Here is a 14,171-nt window from a genome sequence, read left to right on the forward strand (position 1 = left end):
CCAGGCTAATGGCCGCGTGACGCGTGAAGTGCGGCAATGCCGGTCGACTGTCTGCCAGTGCGCGGCTCCCCGAAAGGCCTGCGACGGCGGGCTAACTCGGCCGGCCATGTCCGCCAACGGGCGTAGCGACCGGAAAACGCCTGCTCCGTGAAAGCCGGAACAAGCTAAAGAGACTTGCGCAGATTGACCGCCGGAATCTTCAGCGCCTCACGATACTTCGCGACTGTGCGTCGCGCGACCACGAAGCCCTGTTCCGCCAGCAGTTCGGCGATGCGGCTGTCTGAAAGAGGGGATTTGGTGTTCTCGGCTCCTATGAGTTGCTTGATGAGGGCGCGGATGGCGGTGGACGATGCAGCGCCTCCGGTGTCCGTTGAAACATGCGATCCGAAGAAGTACTTAAATTCAAGTGTCCCGAATGGAGTCAGCATGTATTTACCGGTTGTCACACGCGAGACAGTTGATTCGTGTAGGCCCAGCGTATCAGCAATCTCCCTCAAAACCAAGGGGCGCATGGCGATTTCGCCGTGCACGAAAAAGTTCTTCTGACGCTCGACGATAGCCTGCGCGACACGCAGGATCGTCTCGAAACGCTGCTGGATATTCTTGATGAGCCAGCGCGCTTCCTGCAGCTGTTGGCGCAGCGAACCGCTGCCCGGGTCGCCGCGGTTATTGCGCAGAATATTCGCGTACAGATGGTTGATGCGCAGCTTCGGCACCACCTCCGGGTTCAGTTCGGCATGCCAGTTCTGGCCGGCCTTCTTCACGATGATGTCAGGCACCACGTAGTCGGCTTCGGCCTTGCCATACGACGCGCCCGGGAACGGTTCGAGCGAGCGGATCATCGCATGCGCATCGCGCAGCTCGTCGTCGCCCGTCTTCAGTTGCTTGCGCAACCGCGTGAAATCGCGCGCGGCGAGCAGTTCCAGATGGTTCGACACGATCTCGAGCGCGAGCGTGCGCGTGGGCGACGAATTGACGCGCAAAAGTTGCAGCTTGAGGCACTCGGAGGCCGAACGCGCACCCACGCCCGCGGGGTCGAAGCTATGCAGCAGTGCTAACGCTGCATTGAATTCGTCGACGTCGACTTCGAGTTCTTCGGGGATGTCGGCAAGAATTTCCTCACAGGTCGCGCCGAGGTAACCGTCTTCGTCGAGCGATTCGATGAGGAATGTGATCAGCGCACGGTCGCGCTGGCTCGCGTTCGTTTCGCGCAGCTGCGCCATCAGATGGTCGCGCAGTGTGGTGGTCGATTCGTGGATTTGCAGCGGCGGCAGATCGTCGTCGTCGGATGCGTTGCCGGAGCGGCCGTAGTCGTCCAGGTTCCACTGGCTCGCGTCGCCGTTTGCGTCGCCGCCGAGGCCGTCGTACTCGTCCACCCCGCGCGGCTCGCTTTCGCTGTTTTCGCCGCTGCCGTTGGATGCCGTGGTCGAGCCGGCCGCGCCCTGCATCGGCTCGTTGCCCGAAGGCGTGGGCGGCTGCGCGATGACCGAGCCGTCGGCGGCCACGCGCAGCGGGCTTGCGATCCAGTCGTCCTCGTTCTCGAGCAGCGGGTTCTGCGCGATCGCCGTCGCGACCTCCTGCTGCAGTTCGAGCGTCGACAGCTGCAGCAGCCGGATGGACTGTTGCAGTTGTGGCGTGAGCGCAAGATGCTGCGAGAGGCGGAGTTGGAGGCTGGCTTTCATGGCGGTGTGCGAACCATTGTAAAGAGTTTGCCACGCGGACGAAACCACGGGGCATTCGCAAAAACGAGCGTGTGCCGCGCCGCCGTGTGCCCGGAATTTGGTGCGCAAACAGGGGGCGCTGCTCGCCCTGCCATGCACCGATTTGGGGGCAAGGTCGATACAGCGGAGTTACACGGGGAAACGCGAAAGATGAGACCGGAAAAGCGCGAATGCGGATCGCGCGCGCGAGTGGGCGCTGCGGTACTGCGGTGAACGGGCGCGCAAGGCGCGCCCGTGGACTTACATGCGGAAGTGTTCGCCGAGATAAACGCGGCGCACGCTTTCGTTCTCGATGATCTCGCCGGGTGCGCCGGCTGCGAGCACGGTGCCGTCGCTGATGATGTACGCGTGGTCGCAGATGCCGAGCGTCTCGCGCACGTTGTGGTCCGTGATCAGCACGCCGATGTTGCGCTGCTTGAGGAACTTCACGATCTTCTGGATTTCCAGCACGGCGATCGGGTCCACGCCCGCGAACGGCTCGTCGAGCAGGATGAAGCTCGGGTCGGTTGCGAGTGCGCGCGCGATTTCAACGCGCCGGCGTTCGCCGCCCGAGAGCGAGAGCGCCGCGTTGTCGCGCAAATGCGCGATCTGCAGTTCGTCGAGCAGCGCTTCGGCGCGCGCGGTGATCACGTCTTTCGACAGACGTTTGCCATTGCCGTCCACCTGCAGCTCGAGCACCGCGCGGATGTTCTCCTCGACGGTGAGCTTGCGGAACACCGAAGCTTCCTGCGGCAGATACGAAAGACCGAGCGCCGCGCGTTTGTGGATGGGCAACAGGCTGATGGACTGGCCGTCGAGGTCGATCTCGCCGGCGTCGAGCGGCACGAGGCCCACGATCATGTAGAAGGACGTGGTCTTGCCGGCGCCGTTGGGGCCGAGCAGCCCGACCACTTCGCCGCTCTTCACGTCGAGCGAAACGTCCTTGACGACCGTGCGCGAGCCGTAGCGCTTCTTCAGGTTGCGCACGACGAGCGTGCTCGTCTTGCCGGCCAGCTGGCGGCCGTAGCTTTGGGGGGCGGTAATGGTATTCACTGTGGCGGCGCTTCCTGCAGCTTGGTAGACGGCGTGAGCGCGGCCGGTGCGCCGGCGCTCGGCTGCGCTCCGGTGGTGGTGTTGCGCGGCGAGAGCATGGCGCGAACGCGGCCGCCGGGGTTGCCGGGGCCAGCGACGTCCTTGCCCGACTTCGCCGTATAGAAGTCGTTCTGGCCGTCGTACGTGACGACGCTGCCGTGGACCTGATCCATCACCGTCGAGAGGCCCTGCAGGCGGCGCACCGTGGCGCGCGTCGTGAGCGTGGTGAGGTCCTGCCTGCCGTCGTAGTCGATGCGCTCAGCCGTGCCGTCGACGTATTCGTCGAGGCCTTCGCGCTTCTGGCGGAAGTAGGCGAGCTTTTCGGCGGGCGTGCCCGGCGCGACGGTGCCGGTTGCGTACTGGTAGCCCTGCGGGTCTTGCGTCACGACGAGCTTGTCGGCCTTGATGAGGATCGTGCCCTTCGTGGCGACCACGTGGCCGGTGAAGACGGTCTGCTGCTTCAGATCGTCATACGTCATGTTGTCCGCTTCGATATTGAGCGGCTTGTCCTTGTCGGCGCGCTCGGCGTGGGCCGCGGGCGCGAGGCCGGCGAACAGCAGCGCGCTGGCGAGCGCCATCAGCGCCGCGAAGCGTGCGCGGCGCGCGCCGGGCGAACGGCCGTTCAGTGGACGGGGAAGCGAATCGTTCATGCAATCGTGCCTTGCGTGGACGGCCCGGCGTTCAGGACGAGCCGCCGGAGTCAGCCGGGGCGATGGCTCCACGGACGTTGCCGAAGAGCTGGATGACCCGGGAGACATTGTTGTAGTTCATGCCGCTGGTGGCCGTCATGACCGACTGGCCGCGTCGAAGTTTAACCGGCTTTTCGGTCAGGATCACATCGTCGTTCACGAGCACTTTGAAATGCTCGGAATCAGCCTGCATTTCGGGGTCGCCGGCGCCAGCCGCGCGCAGAATGCGCGCGTTGTCGTACAGATTGACGATCGAGGCGTCGGCGTTGACCGTGCCGCGCAGCCCGGTGGCCGTGACAATAGGCTTGCCGGGCTGGAAGGCGCGCACGGCCGGGTTCGTGAGGTCGCTGTTCTCGTCGTCCTCGTAGTGAACCATGTGCGTGGCCGTGAGCCGGTATTGCGTGGCGCCCGACTGGTCGAGTTCGGACACCGAGAAGTTGTCGGCGAAATAGTCGGGCGTATGCGTGAGCGGGAGCGGCGCCGCCTCTTTCTCGCGCGGCTGGACGGCCTGCAGCAGCCACCACGTGAAACCGGCGAGCGCGGCGACGCACACGAGCGGCACGAGCGAAGTGAGGCGGAACTTCTGGTTCATCGCGGCATCTCGGCCAGCGGCGCGCAGGCCTGCGCGAGCAGGGCGTCGTAACGGTTCTGCGCGCGCAGGATCAGATCGGTCACTTCGCGCACGGCGCCGTGGCCGCCCACCTTGTCAGACACCCAGTGAGCGCGCGACAGCACGTCCGGATGGGCGTTGGCGGGCGCGGCGGCGAAGCCGACCTGGAGCATCACGCCGAGGTCGGGCCAGTCATCGCCCATGTAGCCGCACGCCTCGGGCGCAATGCCCGTTTGCGAGAGCAGTTCGGCGAACGCCACGCGCTTGTCTTCCACGCCTTGCCACAGGTGCGTGATCTTGAGTTCCTTCGCGCGCACGGCGACGATTTCCGAGCGGCGCCCGGTGATGATGGCCGTGTCGATGCCGGTTTCGCGCAGGAGCTTCGCGCCGTGGCCGTCGAGCGAGTTGAACGCCTTCATCGTGTCGCCGGCGCCCGTGAAGAGCAGGCCACCGTCGGTGAGCACACCGTCGATGTCGAAAATCATGAGGCGCACACGCGCGGCGCGCGCGGTTGCGTCGAGTGGGGTAGCCATCAGATCACCTTCTTGGAGAACAGGTCGTGCATGTTGAGCGCGCCGATCAGCGTGCCCTCGGCATCGACGACCAGCATCTGATTGATGCGATGGCGCTCCATCAGTTCCACGGCTTCGACGGCAAGCTGGTCCGGGCCGATGCTGCGCGGGCCTTTCGTCATGACCTGCGCGATCGGCAGGTCGCGGAAATCGCCCACGCGCTCGAGCACGCGGCGCAGGTCGCCGTCGGTGAAAATGCCTTCTACGCGGCCGTCGGCGTTGACGACCGCCGTCATGCCCATGCGCTTGGCCGTGAGCTGGAAAAGGGCGTCGCGCACGGTCACGTCGTCGCGCACCTTCGGGATTTCGTCGCCGGTGCGCATGACGTCGCGCACGTAGGTCAAGAGGCGCCGGCCAAGCGCGCCGCCCGGATGCGAGCGCGCGAAGTCGTCTGCGCCGAAGCCGCGTGCGTCGAGCACCGCGACCGCGAGCGCGTCCGAGAGCGCGAGCGCCGCCGTCGTGCTGGCCGTGGGCGCGAGGTTCAGCGGGCAGGCTTCTTTTTCCACGCCGGCGTCCAGATGGACGTCGGAGAGCTGGCCGAGCGTCGACTGCGGGCGGTTGCCCGTCATGCCGATGAGCTTCGCGCCGATGCGCTTGACGAGCGGCAGGATCGCCACGAGTTCTTCGGATTCGCCGGAATTCGACAGGCCGATGAAGACGTCGTCCGCGGTGACCATGCCGAGGTCGCCGTGGCTCGCTTCCGCCGGATGCACGAAGAACGCCGGGGTGCCGGTGGAAGCGAGCGTAGCCGCGAGCTTGCGGGCAATGTGGCCCGATTTGCCGATGCCGGAAACGACCACGCGTCCGCGGCAGCTGAGGATAAGGTCGACCGCGCCGACGAAGTTGTCGTCGAGCCGGTCGCGAAGCCCGCGCACGGCGTCCGCTTCGATGTCGAGCACGTCGCGAGCGAGCTTCAGCGCCCGGTCGCCATTGATTTTCGCTATCATCCGCGGAGTATAGCAAAGGCGTCTGCGCGCCGCGCCAGCGCCCCCAGCGCTCAAACTCCGTGCGCGAGCCGCCTGGCTTGTCCAGCGAGCAGTTTCTCTGTAGCCCTTCCCATGTAGCTGGCTTTGCGTCGATCATTGACCCGGCGCCGGGCAGAATTTGCTTCGCCGCTCACGCAGACCGCGGCTGACGAACGAGGACGCTTCAAACGATGATTTCCCCGCTGGAAATGACGCTGTTCCTGCTGCTTGCCTCGGTGGTCGGCGTCGTGCTCTTTCGTTACCTGAATCTGCCGCCGATGCTGGGTTATCTCACGGTCGGCATTCTCGTGGGCCCGCGCTCGCTCGGCATCGTACCGGACACGCACGGTGCCCAGAACCTGGCCGAGTTCGGCGTCGTCTTCCTGATGTTCTCCATCGGACTCGAGTTCTCGCTCTCGAAACTGCGCGCCATGCGCCACGCCGTGTTCGGCCTTGGGCTTTCGCAGGTGCTGGGTACGATCGTGGTGGCGCTGCTGCTCGGGCTCGTGCTGGAGCCGTGGGTGCATATCACCTGGCAGGCTTGTGTGGCGCTGGGCGGTGCGCTCGCCATGTCGTCTACGGCCATTGTCAGCAAGATGCTTTCCGAGCGGCTCGAAATCGAATCGGAGCATGGCCGCAACATTTTGGGCGTGCTGCTGTTCCAGGATCTGGCCGTGGTGCCGCTGCTCATCGTGATCGCGGCGTTCGGCGGCTCGTCGGCTTCGCTCGTCGAATCGCTCGGCACGGCGGCTGTGAAGATCGTGCTCGCGCTCGGCATTCTGCTCATCGTCGGGCAGAAGTTCATGACGCGCTGGTTCACCATCGTCGCGCGGCGCCGCTCGCAGGAGCTGTTCGTGCTCAACGTGCTGCTCGTCACGCTGGGCGCCGCGTTCATCACCGACAAGTTCGGCCTCTCGCTCGCGCTCGGCGCGTTCATCGCCGGCATGCTGATCGCCGAAACGCCGTACAAGCACCAGGTGGAAGAGGACATCAAGCCGTTTCGCGACGTGCTGCTCGGCCTCTTCTTCGTGACCACGGGCATGTTGCTCAACCCGCACGTGATCTGGCAGCACCCCTTGATGGTGGCGGGCTTCTTCTTCGGGCCCGTCGTGCTCAAGGCCGTGCTCATCACCGCGCTCACGCGTATTTTCGGCGCTTCGCCGGGCGTGGCCATGCGCACGGGCCTCGGCCTCGCGCAGGCGGGCGAATTCGGCTTCGTGCTGCTGAACCTCATTCTCGACAAGCATCTCGTCGACGCCACGCTGCTCCAGGCGATCCTCGCGGCCATGCTGCTGTCGATGCTCGCCGCGCCGTTCCTGATCCAGAACGCGGACCGCATCGTGCTGCGCGTTTCCTCGACTGAATGGATGCAGCAGTCGCTGATGATGACGCGCATCGCCACGCAAAGCATCAAGCAAAGCGGACACGTGATCGTGTGCGGCTATGGCCGCGCCGGGCAGAACCTCGCGCGCATGCTCGAATACGAGGGCCTCTCGTACGTGGCACTCGACCTCGACCCGGATCGTGTGGCGGCTGCCGCGGCGGCGGGCGAGTCGGTGGTGTTCGGCGACGCGGCGCGGCGCGAGTCGCTCGTGGCGGCGGGCATCCATCGTGCGGCTGCCGTGGCGATCACCTATGCCAACACGCAATCGGCGTTTCGCGTGCTCCATCACATTCACGAGCTGGAGCCCACCTTGCCCGTGATCGTGCGCACGGTGGACGACGCCGATCTCGAGCGCCTGCTCGCCGCGGGCGCGACCGAGGTGATTCCGGAGATCGTGGAGGGGAGCCTGATGCTCGCCTCGCACATGCTGGTCTTGATGGGCGTGCCGATGCGGCGCGTGGTGCGCCGCGTGGAGGAGTTGCGCGACGAGCGCTACAGCCTGCTGCGCGGCTACTTCCACGGCACCGACGATGTAGGCGAGGACGGTCACGAGCAGGTGCGGCTACAATCCGTACCGGTCGACGAGCGCGCCGACGCCGTGGGCCGCACGCTCGCGGAGCTGGGACTGTACGAGCTTGGCGTCGAGGTGACGGCGATTCGCCGCCACGGCATTCGCGGCGTGGAACCGGACCCTTCGACCAGGCTGCGCGAGGCCGACATCGTCGTGCTGCGCGGTTTGCCCGAGCAGCTTGCGCAGGCCGAGGAGCGGCTTTCGCGCCATCGCAAGCCGGGCGCGGCCGGCGCGGGTGCGGCGGCGGCCTGATCCACAGCCGTCGCCACGGTCGCCAACGCCATCGAGCCATCGCGCTTGAGGGGTCCCGCCCTGTTTAAGCCGTCCTACTGTTCTTCTTTATTAGTCACTACCCGGAGAAATCATGTCCAACGCACCTGCGAACCCGAGCGCCGAAGCCGCCCAGTTCGTGAAGAGCCTGATCCGCACGGTGCCCGACTGGCCTCAGCCGGGAGTGCAGTTCCGCGACATCACGCCGCTCATCGGCCATCCGAAGGGCCTGCGCGTGCTGATCGACCTGTTCGTCGAGCGCTATGTCGATGCGAAGCTCGACTACGTGGCGGGGCTCGATGCACGCGGCTTCATCATCGGGCCGATCGTCGCTTACGAACTGAACGTGGGCTTCATTCCGATCCGCAAGATCGGCAAGCTCCCGTACAAGACCGTTTCCGAAACGTACAAGCTCGAATACGGCGAAGCGACCGTCGAGATTCACGAGGACGCCTGCGGCAAGGGCGACCGCGTCGTGATCGTCGACGACCTGATCGCCACCGGCGGCACCATGATGGCCGGCAAGCTGCTGCTCGAACGCCTCGGCGCGAGCGTGGTGGAGGGCGCCGCGATCATCGACCTGCCGGATCTGGGCGGCTCGAAGCTGCTCACCGATGCAGGCCTGTCGCTTTTCACCGTGACCGCCTTCGGCGGCCACTGAAACCCGAACACATCACGCCACGAGTCGATCTCATGCCGAATTTCGCGCTCTTTCTCGCCACGTCCATCGCCATCACGTTCGCGCCGGGCCCCGACAACCTCCAGGTGCTCGCGCGCGGCATTTCGCAGGGGCGCGCCGCCGGCCTCGTGGCCGCGCTCGGCTTCGCCGCGGGCGTGACGTTCCACATCACGCTCGCCGCACTCGGCGTGGCCGCCGTGCTGCGCTCGTCGCCGCTCGCGTTCCAGATCCTCAAGCTCGGGGGCGCTGCCTATCTCGTGTGGATCGGCGTGAAGGCGCTGCGCAGCCAGGGCCTCGCCGCCGCCGGCGACCGGCCGCGCCAGCCGCTTGCCGCGATCTTTCGCCAGAGCGTGATCGGCAACATGATGAATCCGAAGGTCACGCTGTTCTTCGTCGTGTTCCTGCCGCAGTTCGTCGATGCGCATGGCGCGCAAAGCGTCACGCTGCAGATGCTCGAACTCGGCCTCGTGTTCATGGCGCAGACGGTCGTGGTGTTTTCGCTCTTCGGGCTGTGCGCGGGCACGATCGGCGGCTGGCTCAAGCGCCGCCCGCGGGCGGGCGTGTGGCTCGATCGCCTCGCGGGCCTGACCTTCATCGCCATCGGCATTCGCATCGCCCTGCGCGACTGATCTACGGAGTCCTGATCGATGACCTTGCCTTGCATTATCGACGCGCGGCGTTTCGATGCCGACGCGCACCTGCCGTTTTATATCGGCGACGAGCGCGTGGGCTGGATCCGCGCGAACGACGTGGCGCTGCTCGCCCGCTGGCCCGACGTGTTCGAGATCGACGGTGACGCGGGTCGCGCGCGCGTGACGCTCGCGCCGCACTTCGATAGCGTCGATGCACGCAGCGCGGCGCTCGCTTCGGTGATTGGCGCACTCGCGGGGCAAGGGCACATTCCGGGCTGGCGCAACGAAACCTATGCGATCCGCAACGCGTTCGACGCGCCGCCGCTCGCCTTTATCGAACGCGCGGCCTCGCGCTTTTTCGGCACGATGACGTACGCGGTGCATCTGAACGGCATCGTAGAATACGCAGATTCCGTGTCGCACGGCGCGCCGCAATTGTGGATCGCGCGGCGCAGCGACACCAAGGCCACCGACCCCGGCATGCTGGATAACGTCGTGGCGGGCGGCATCGGCTGGGGCTTCGGCATCGAAGCCACGCTCGTGAAGGAATGCTGGGAAGAAGCGGGCATTGCCGAGGATCTCGCGCGCGAGGCGCGCGCGGGCCGCACCGTGCACGTGTTGCAGTCGCTGCCGGAAGGCACGCAGGCCGAGCAGATCTTCATCTACGATCTCGTGCTCCCGGCCGACTTCGTGCCGCACAACCAGGACGGCGAAGTGGGCGAGCATCGACTCGCGCGTATCGACGAAGCCGCGCGCTGGATCGAGGAAGGCGCAATGACGGTGGACGCGAGCCTCGCGACGCTCGACTGCCTGCTGCGCCGCCAATGGATAGACGAAGACGCGTGCGAGGGCATTGCCGCGATCTTCGAACCGCCGACGCTGTGAAAGGGCGCCGGTTTATTTAGAGCCCAGACCCAAGCCCTTTTAGCAACACCAAAGTATTGACGGGAGTTACCAAGGTCATGTCGACCGATCACAGCTTCATCCTCAAACTGTCGTGCGCCGACCGGCCGGGCATCGTGCATGCCGTGTCGGGCTTTCTGTTCGATCGCGGCAGCAATATTCTCGACTCGGCCCAGTTCGGCGACAGCCACACGGGCGAGTTTTTCATGCGTGTGCACTTCCAGCAGGTGGGCGGCGACCCGGGCCTCGACGGCCTGCGCAGCGCGTTCGAGCCGCTCGCGCAAGAGTTCGGCATGCGTTGGGAACTGCATGACGCGAACGTGAAGCCGCGCGTCGTCATCATGGTCTCGAAGATCGGCCATTGCCTGAACGACCTGCTGTTCCGCTATCGCACCGGCCAGCTGCCGATCGAGATTCCGGCGATCATCTCGAATCACAAAGACTTCTATCAGCTCGCCGCGAGCTACAACATTCCGTTCCACCACTTCCCGCTGCTCGGCGGCACGGATGCCGACAAGGCCGCGCAGGAAGCGCGCGTGCTCGAAGTGGTGAACCGCGAAGGCGCCGATCTCGTGGTGCTCGCGCGCTATATGCAGATCCTCTCTCCACAGCTTTGCCGGGCGCTCGAAGGCCGCGCGATCAACATCCATCATTCGTTCCTGCCGAGCTTCAAGGGCGCGAAGCCGTACTACCAGGCATTCGACCGTGGCGTGAAGCTCATTGGCGCGACGGCGCATTACGTGACGTCCGATCTCGACGAAGGCCCGATCATCGAGCAGGAAGTGGAGCGCGTGGACCACAACATGACGCCGGACCAGCTCACCGCCATTGGCCGCGACGTGGAGTGCGTGACGCTCGCGCGCGCGGTGAAGTGGCACGTGGAGCATCGCATCGTGCTCAACGGGCACAAGACGGTCGTGTTCCGCTGATCTTTCTCCGATCGCGTGCGACACCATGCCGTAGCGTGTTTCATGACGCGCTACGGCTTTTCAAAATATTCTTGTTGCTTCACCGGCGCATTCGCATGCGCGCAGTTTTTTCCTGCACCCACTCCTTCCTCCCGGGACTACTCCTTAAGTGTTAGCGGCGCATCGTCGCGCACTCCCTGCGGAGAATAGTCCGCACCTTTCGTCTTTCCTACCCTTGTCACGTCAACTCAACGGCAAGAGGGAAAAACATGAAAGCCGTCCCATCCCCGCAGGCGGAACCGGTAGCCGATAGCCGTGCCTGGCGCGTGCTCGGTTCGAGCACGTTCGCGTTCACGATCTGCTTTGCCGTCTGGATGATGTTCGCGATCCTTGGCATACCGCTCAAGAAACAGCTCCACCTCACCGATACCGAATTCGGCCTGATTGCCGCGATGCCGGTGCTCACCGGCTCGCTTGCCCGCGTGCCGCTCGGCATCTGGACCGACCGCGTGGGCGGGCGCATCGTCTTCTTCTTCACCATGCTCGCGACGATCGTGCCGATCTGGCTCGTCTCTTACGCGACGCAGTTCTGGCAATTCCTCGTGCTCGGCCTGTTCGTGGGCTTCGCCGGCGCGTCGTTTTCGGTCGGCACGCCTTATGTCGCGCGCTGGTTTCCGAAGTCGCGCCAGGGTCTTGCCATGGGCATCTTCGGCGCGGGCAACTCGGGCGCCGCACTCAACAAGTTCGTGGCGCCGGTGTTGATCGTCGCGGCCGGCACGTGGACCATCGTGCCGAAGGTCTATGCCGTCGCGATGCTCGCGACCGCGCTGCTGTTCTGGCTGCTCTCGGCGAGCAACCCGGCGCATCGCGTGCCCGGCACGGCCACTGTGGCGAGCCAGATGCGCGTGCTCGCCGACCCGCGCGTGCTGCGCTATGCGCAGTACTACTCGGTGGTGTTCGGCGGCTATGTCGGGCTGTCGCTGTGGATGCCGCAGTACTACGTGAACCAGTACGGCTTCGGCATCGAGCAGGCCGCCTTTCTCGCCGCATGCTTTTCGCTGCCCGGCGGCGTGCTGCGAGCTCTCGGCGGCTGGCTCTCCGACCGCTACGGCGCCTATCGCACGACGTGGGCCGTGATGTGGGTCGCGCTCGCCTGCTTCTTCCTGCTCAGCTACCCGCCGACCGACTTCACGATCCACGGCGCGCATGGCCCGATCGGTCTGCATATCGGCACGGGTCCGCTGTTCTACACGGTGCTGATGTTCGTGGTTGGCATTGCGATGGCGGTGGGCAAGGCCTCGGTCTTCAAGTTCATCGGCGACGAGTACACCGACAACATCGGCGCCGTGTCCGGCGTGGTGGGGCTGGCGGGCGGTCTCGCGGGCTTCGTGCTGCCGATCCTGTTCGGCCTGCTCGTCGACCTCACGGGCGTGCGTACCACCTGCTTCATGCTGATGTTCGGCGCCACGGTGGTGAGCCTGCTGTTCATGCACTTCTCGTTCCGCCCCGAAGCCCTCGCGCATGGCGGCGCGAAGCTCGCGCGCAAGGCTCAGGCCGCGACGCCAGCGTTCAAGGAAACCACGTACTCCGAATGATTCCAATCGCGCCGCGTGCGGCGCCTACTATACGAGCACAATCATGTCCAAGTATCTCCTGACCCAATGGGAGCCCGAGAACACCAGGTTCTGGCAGGCTTCCGGCGAGCAGATCGCCACCCGTAACCTCTGGATTTCGATTCCGGCGCTGATGCTGGCGTTCGTCGTGTGGTCGCTGTGGAGCGTCACGGTCGTCAATCTCGACAAGGGCGGCTTTCACTTCACGAAAAACGAGCTCTTCTGGCTCACGGCGCTGCCCGCGCTTTCGGGCGCCACGCTGCGCATCTTCTATTCGTTTCTCGTGCCGATTTTCGGCGGCCGCCGCTTCACGGCGATCTCCACGGCGAGCCTTCTGATCCCGGCCATCGGCATGGGCTTCGCGCTGCGCGATCCGTCCACCTCGTATTCGACGCTGCTCGTGCTCGCCCTGCTGTGCGGACTTGGCGGCGCGAACTTCAGTTCGTCGATGGCGAACATCAGCTTCTTCTTCCCGAAGGCGCGCAAAGGTTTCGCCACCGGTCTGAACGCCGGCATCGGCAACCTGGGCGTCTCGCTCGTGCAGTTCGTCACGCCGATCGTGATCTCGACGGCCGTATTCGCAGGCCTGCTCGGCGACGGACAGACCTGGGTGAAGAACGGCGTCGAGCACAGCATCTGGCTGCAGAATGCCGGCTTCGTGTGGATTCCGCTCATCGTCGTCTCGTCGTTTGCCGCATGGTTCGGCATGAACGACATCGCCGATGCGAAGGCTTCGTTCAGCGAGCAGGCCGTGATCTTCCGCCGCGCGCACAACTGGATCATGTGCTTCCTCTATGTCGGCACGTTTGGCTCGTTCATCGGCTTTTCGGCTGGGCTGGCACTGCTCACGAAGGCGGAGTTCCCGGCCATCAACCCGACCGCATGGGCGTTCCTCGGCCCGCTCGCCGGCGCGCTCACGCGTCCCGTCGGCGGCTGGATCTCGGACAAGCTCGGCGGCGCGCGCGTCACGCTCTGGACCTTCCTCGCGATGATCGTCGCGGTCATGGGCGTGATCGTGTTCCTGCCGGGCGGTGCGCTGGGTGGCGCACAGGGCAGCTTCACCGGCTTCCTCGCGATGTTCGTCGTGCTGTTCGCGCTTACCGGCATCGGCAACGGTTCGACCTTCCGCATGATCCCGGTGATCTTCCTCACGCAGCATCAGCGCGCGGCGAAGGGCCATGGCGATGAGGCGCAGCGCAGCGCGCTCGCCGAAGCGGGCAAGGAATCGGCGGCGGTGCTCGGCTTCGCGGGCGCAATGGGCGCATACGGCGGCTTCTTCATTCCGAAGAGCTTCGGCACGTCGCTCGACATGACCGGCTCACCCGTCGGCGCGCTCGTGTGCTTCATCGGCTTCTACGTGGTGTGCGCGGCGGTGACGTGGTTGTTCTACGCGCGCCGCAACGCGTCCATGCCTTGCTGATTTTGACTGGTTCGGACTAGTCCGTTGGGAGTAGCGCGGCGCATCGGAACTCATCCCAAAGCGTTGCGCGGACTCTCCCCTTGATGAATGGGCAGGCAAGCGCCTGCCCGCCATACTCGGCAACGATACGAGCGCCACCTGCCACACGTGCCACGCCTGTCAT

Annotated in this window: 13 protein-coding genes; 7 read left to right on the forward strand and 6 right to left on the reverse strand. The window is 65.3% G+C overall.

What is annotated here, in order from left to right; all coding sequences use genetic code 11:
- Positions 1-164: 164 nt before the first annotated feature.
- From FAZ97_RS01540 to kdsD, 6 genes are all read right to left on the reverse strand, one after another.
- Entirely contained in the window at positions 165-1,682 is a 1,518-nt protein-coding gene (locus FAZ97_RS01540; protein ID WP_158756866.1) for an RNA polymerase factor sigma-54, read from the reverse strand.
- 279 nt (positions 1,683-1,961) lie between these two features.
- Positions 1,962-2,744, reverse strand: a complete 783-nt coding sequence (gene lptB / locus FAZ97_RS01545) for an LPS export ABC transporter ATP-binding protein (protein ID WP_158759013.1) — start codon at positions 2,742-2,744, stop codon at positions 1,962-1,964.
- Positions 2,745-2,749: 5 nt separating this feature from the next.
- Positions 2,750-3,442: a lipopolysaccharide transport periplasmic protein LptA gene (gene lptA, locus FAZ97_RS01550; protein WP_158756867.1), complete on the reverse strand. Its 693-nt coding sequence runs from the start codon at positions 3,440-3,442 to the stop codon at positions 2,750-2,752.
- Between the two features lie 31 nt (positions 3,443-3,473).
- On the reverse strand, positions 3,474-4,073 hold the full coding sequence (gene lptC / locus FAZ97_RS01555; protein ID WP_158756868.1) for an LPS export ABC transporter periplasmic protein LptC: 600 nt from the start codon (positions 4,071-4,073) through the stop codon (positions 3,474-3,476).
- On the reverse strand, positions 4,070-4,624 hold the full coding sequence (locus tag FAZ97_RS01560; RefSeq protein ID WP_158756869.1) for a KdsC family phosphatase: 555 nt from the start codon (positions 4,622-4,624) through the stop codon (positions 4,070-4,072). The genes lptC and FAZ97_RS01560 overlap by 4 nt, the downstream gene beginning before the upstream one ends.
- Positions 4,624-5,610, reverse strand: coding sequence for an arabinose 5-phosphate isomerase KdsD (kdsD, locus tag FAZ97_RS01565; protein WP_158756870.1), 987 nt, complete (start codon positions 5,608-5,610; stop codon positions 4,624-4,626). Before kdsD ends, FAZ97_RS01560 begins: the two co-directional genes overlap by 1 nt.
- Positions 5,611-5,819: 209 nt before the next feature.
- Between kdsD and FAZ97_RS01570 the strand changes: the two genes are divergently transcribed.
- The 7 genes from FAZ97_RS01570 (at position 5,820) to FAZ97_RS01600 (ending at position 14,008) form a co-directional block, all read left to right on the forward strand.
- On the forward strand, positions 5,820-7,835 hold the full coding sequence (locus tag FAZ97_RS01570; protein WP_158756871.1) for a cation:proton antiporter domain-containing protein: 2,016 nt from the start codon (positions 5,820-5,822) through the stop codon (positions 7,833-7,835).
- A gap of 112 nt (positions 7,836-7,947) precedes the next feature.
- Positions 7,948-8,514 carry an adenine phosphoribosyltransferase gene (locus tag FAZ97_RS01575; protein WP_158756872.1) on the forward strand — a complete coding sequence of 189 codons (567 nt, stop codon included), beginning with the start codon at positions 7,948-7,950 and terminating at the stop codon, positions 8,512-8,514.
- A gap of 32 nt (positions 8,515-8,546) precedes the next feature.
- Complete coding sequence (locus FAZ97_RS01580; RefSeq protein ID WP_158756873.1) at positions 8,547-9,161, forward strand: LysE family translocator; 615 nt, start codon at positions 8,547-8,549, stop codon at positions 9,159-9,161.
- Between the two features lie 18 nt (positions 9,162-9,179).
- Entirely contained in the window at positions 9,180-10,049 is an 870-nt protein-coding gene (locus tag FAZ97_RS01585) for an NUDIX hydrolase (protein ID WP_158756874.1), read from the forward strand.
- 77 nt (positions 10,050-10,126) lie between these two features.
- Entirely contained in the window at positions 10,127-10,996 is an 870-nt protein-coding gene (purU, locus tag FAZ97_RS01590; protein WP_158756875.1) for a formyltetrahydrofolate deformylase, read from the forward strand.
- Positions 10,997-11,244: 248 nt separating this feature from the next.
- Positions 11,245-12,570, forward strand: a complete 1,326-nt coding sequence (locus FAZ97_RS01595) for an MFS transporter (RefSeq protein ID WP_158756876.1) — start codon at positions 11,245-11,247, stop codon at positions 12,568-12,570.
- Positions 12,571-12,613: 43 nt separating this feature from the next.
- Entirely contained in the window at positions 12,614-14,008 is a 1,395-nt protein-coding gene (locus tag FAZ97_RS01600) for a NarK family nitrate/nitrite MFS transporter (RefSeq protein WP_158756877.1), read from the forward strand.
- The last annotated feature ends 163 nt before the right edge of the window (positions 14,009-14,171 follow it).

This window comes from Paraburkholderia acidiphila, from assembly GCF_009789655.1.
GTDB lineage: Bacteria > Pseudomonadota > Gammaproteobacteria > Burkholderiales > Burkholderiaceae > Paraburkholderia > Paraburkholderia acidiphila.

What these genes read in the sequence shown, in the direction of transcription:
- FAZ97_RS01540 (WP_158756866.1), bottom strand. Translation starts at nt 1,682, where the DNA reads ATGAAAGCCAGCCTCCAACTCCGCCTCTCGCAGCATCTTGCGCTCACG.
- lptA (WP_158756867.1), bottom strand. Translation starts at nt 3,442, where the DNA reads ATGAACGATTCGCTTCCCCGTCCACTGAACGGCCGTTCGCCCGGCGCG.
- lptC (WP_158756868.1), bottom strand. Translation starts at nt 4,073, where the DNA reads ATGAACCAGAAGTTCCGCCTCACTTCGCTCGTGCCGCTCGTGTGCGTC.
- FAZ97_RS01560 (WP_158756869.1), bottom strand. Translation starts at nt 4,624, where the DNA reads ATGGCTACCCCACTCGACGCAACCGCGCGCGCCGCGCGTGTGCGCCTC.
- kdsD (WP_158756870.1), bottom strand. Translation starts at nt 5,610, where the DNA reads ATGATAGCGAAAATCAATGGCGACCGGGCGCTGAAGCTCGCTCGCGAC.
- FAZ97_RS01570 (WP_158756871.1), top strand. Translation starts at nt 5,820, where the DNA reads ATGATTTCCCCGCTGGAAATGACGCTGTTCCTGCTGCTTGCCTCGGTG.
- FAZ97_RS01575 (WP_158756872.1), top strand. Translation starts at nt 7,948, where the DNA reads ATGTCCAACGCACCTGCGAACCCGAGCGCCGAAGCCGCCCAGTTCGTG.
- FAZ97_RS01580 (WP_158756873.1), top strand. Translation starts at nt 8,547, where the DNA reads ATGCCGAATTTCGCGCTCTTTCTCGCCACGTCCATCGCCATCACGTTC.
- FAZ97_RS01585 (WP_158756874.1), top strand. Translation starts at nt 9,180, where the DNA reads ATGACCTTGCCTTGCATTATCGACGCGCGGCGTTTCGATGCCGACGCG.
- purU (WP_158756875.1), top strand. Translation starts at nt 10,127, where the DNA reads ATGTCGACCGATCACAGCTTCATCCTCAAACTGTCGTGCGCCGACCGG.
- FAZ97_RS01595 (WP_158756876.1), top strand. Translation starts at nt 11,245, where the DNA reads ATGAAAGCCGTCCCATCCCCGCAGGCGGAACCGGTAGCCGATAGCCGT.
- FAZ97_RS01600 (WP_158756877.1), top strand. Translation starts at nt 12,614, where the DNA reads ATGTCCAAGTATCTCCTGACCCAATGGGAGCCCGAGAACACCAGGTTC.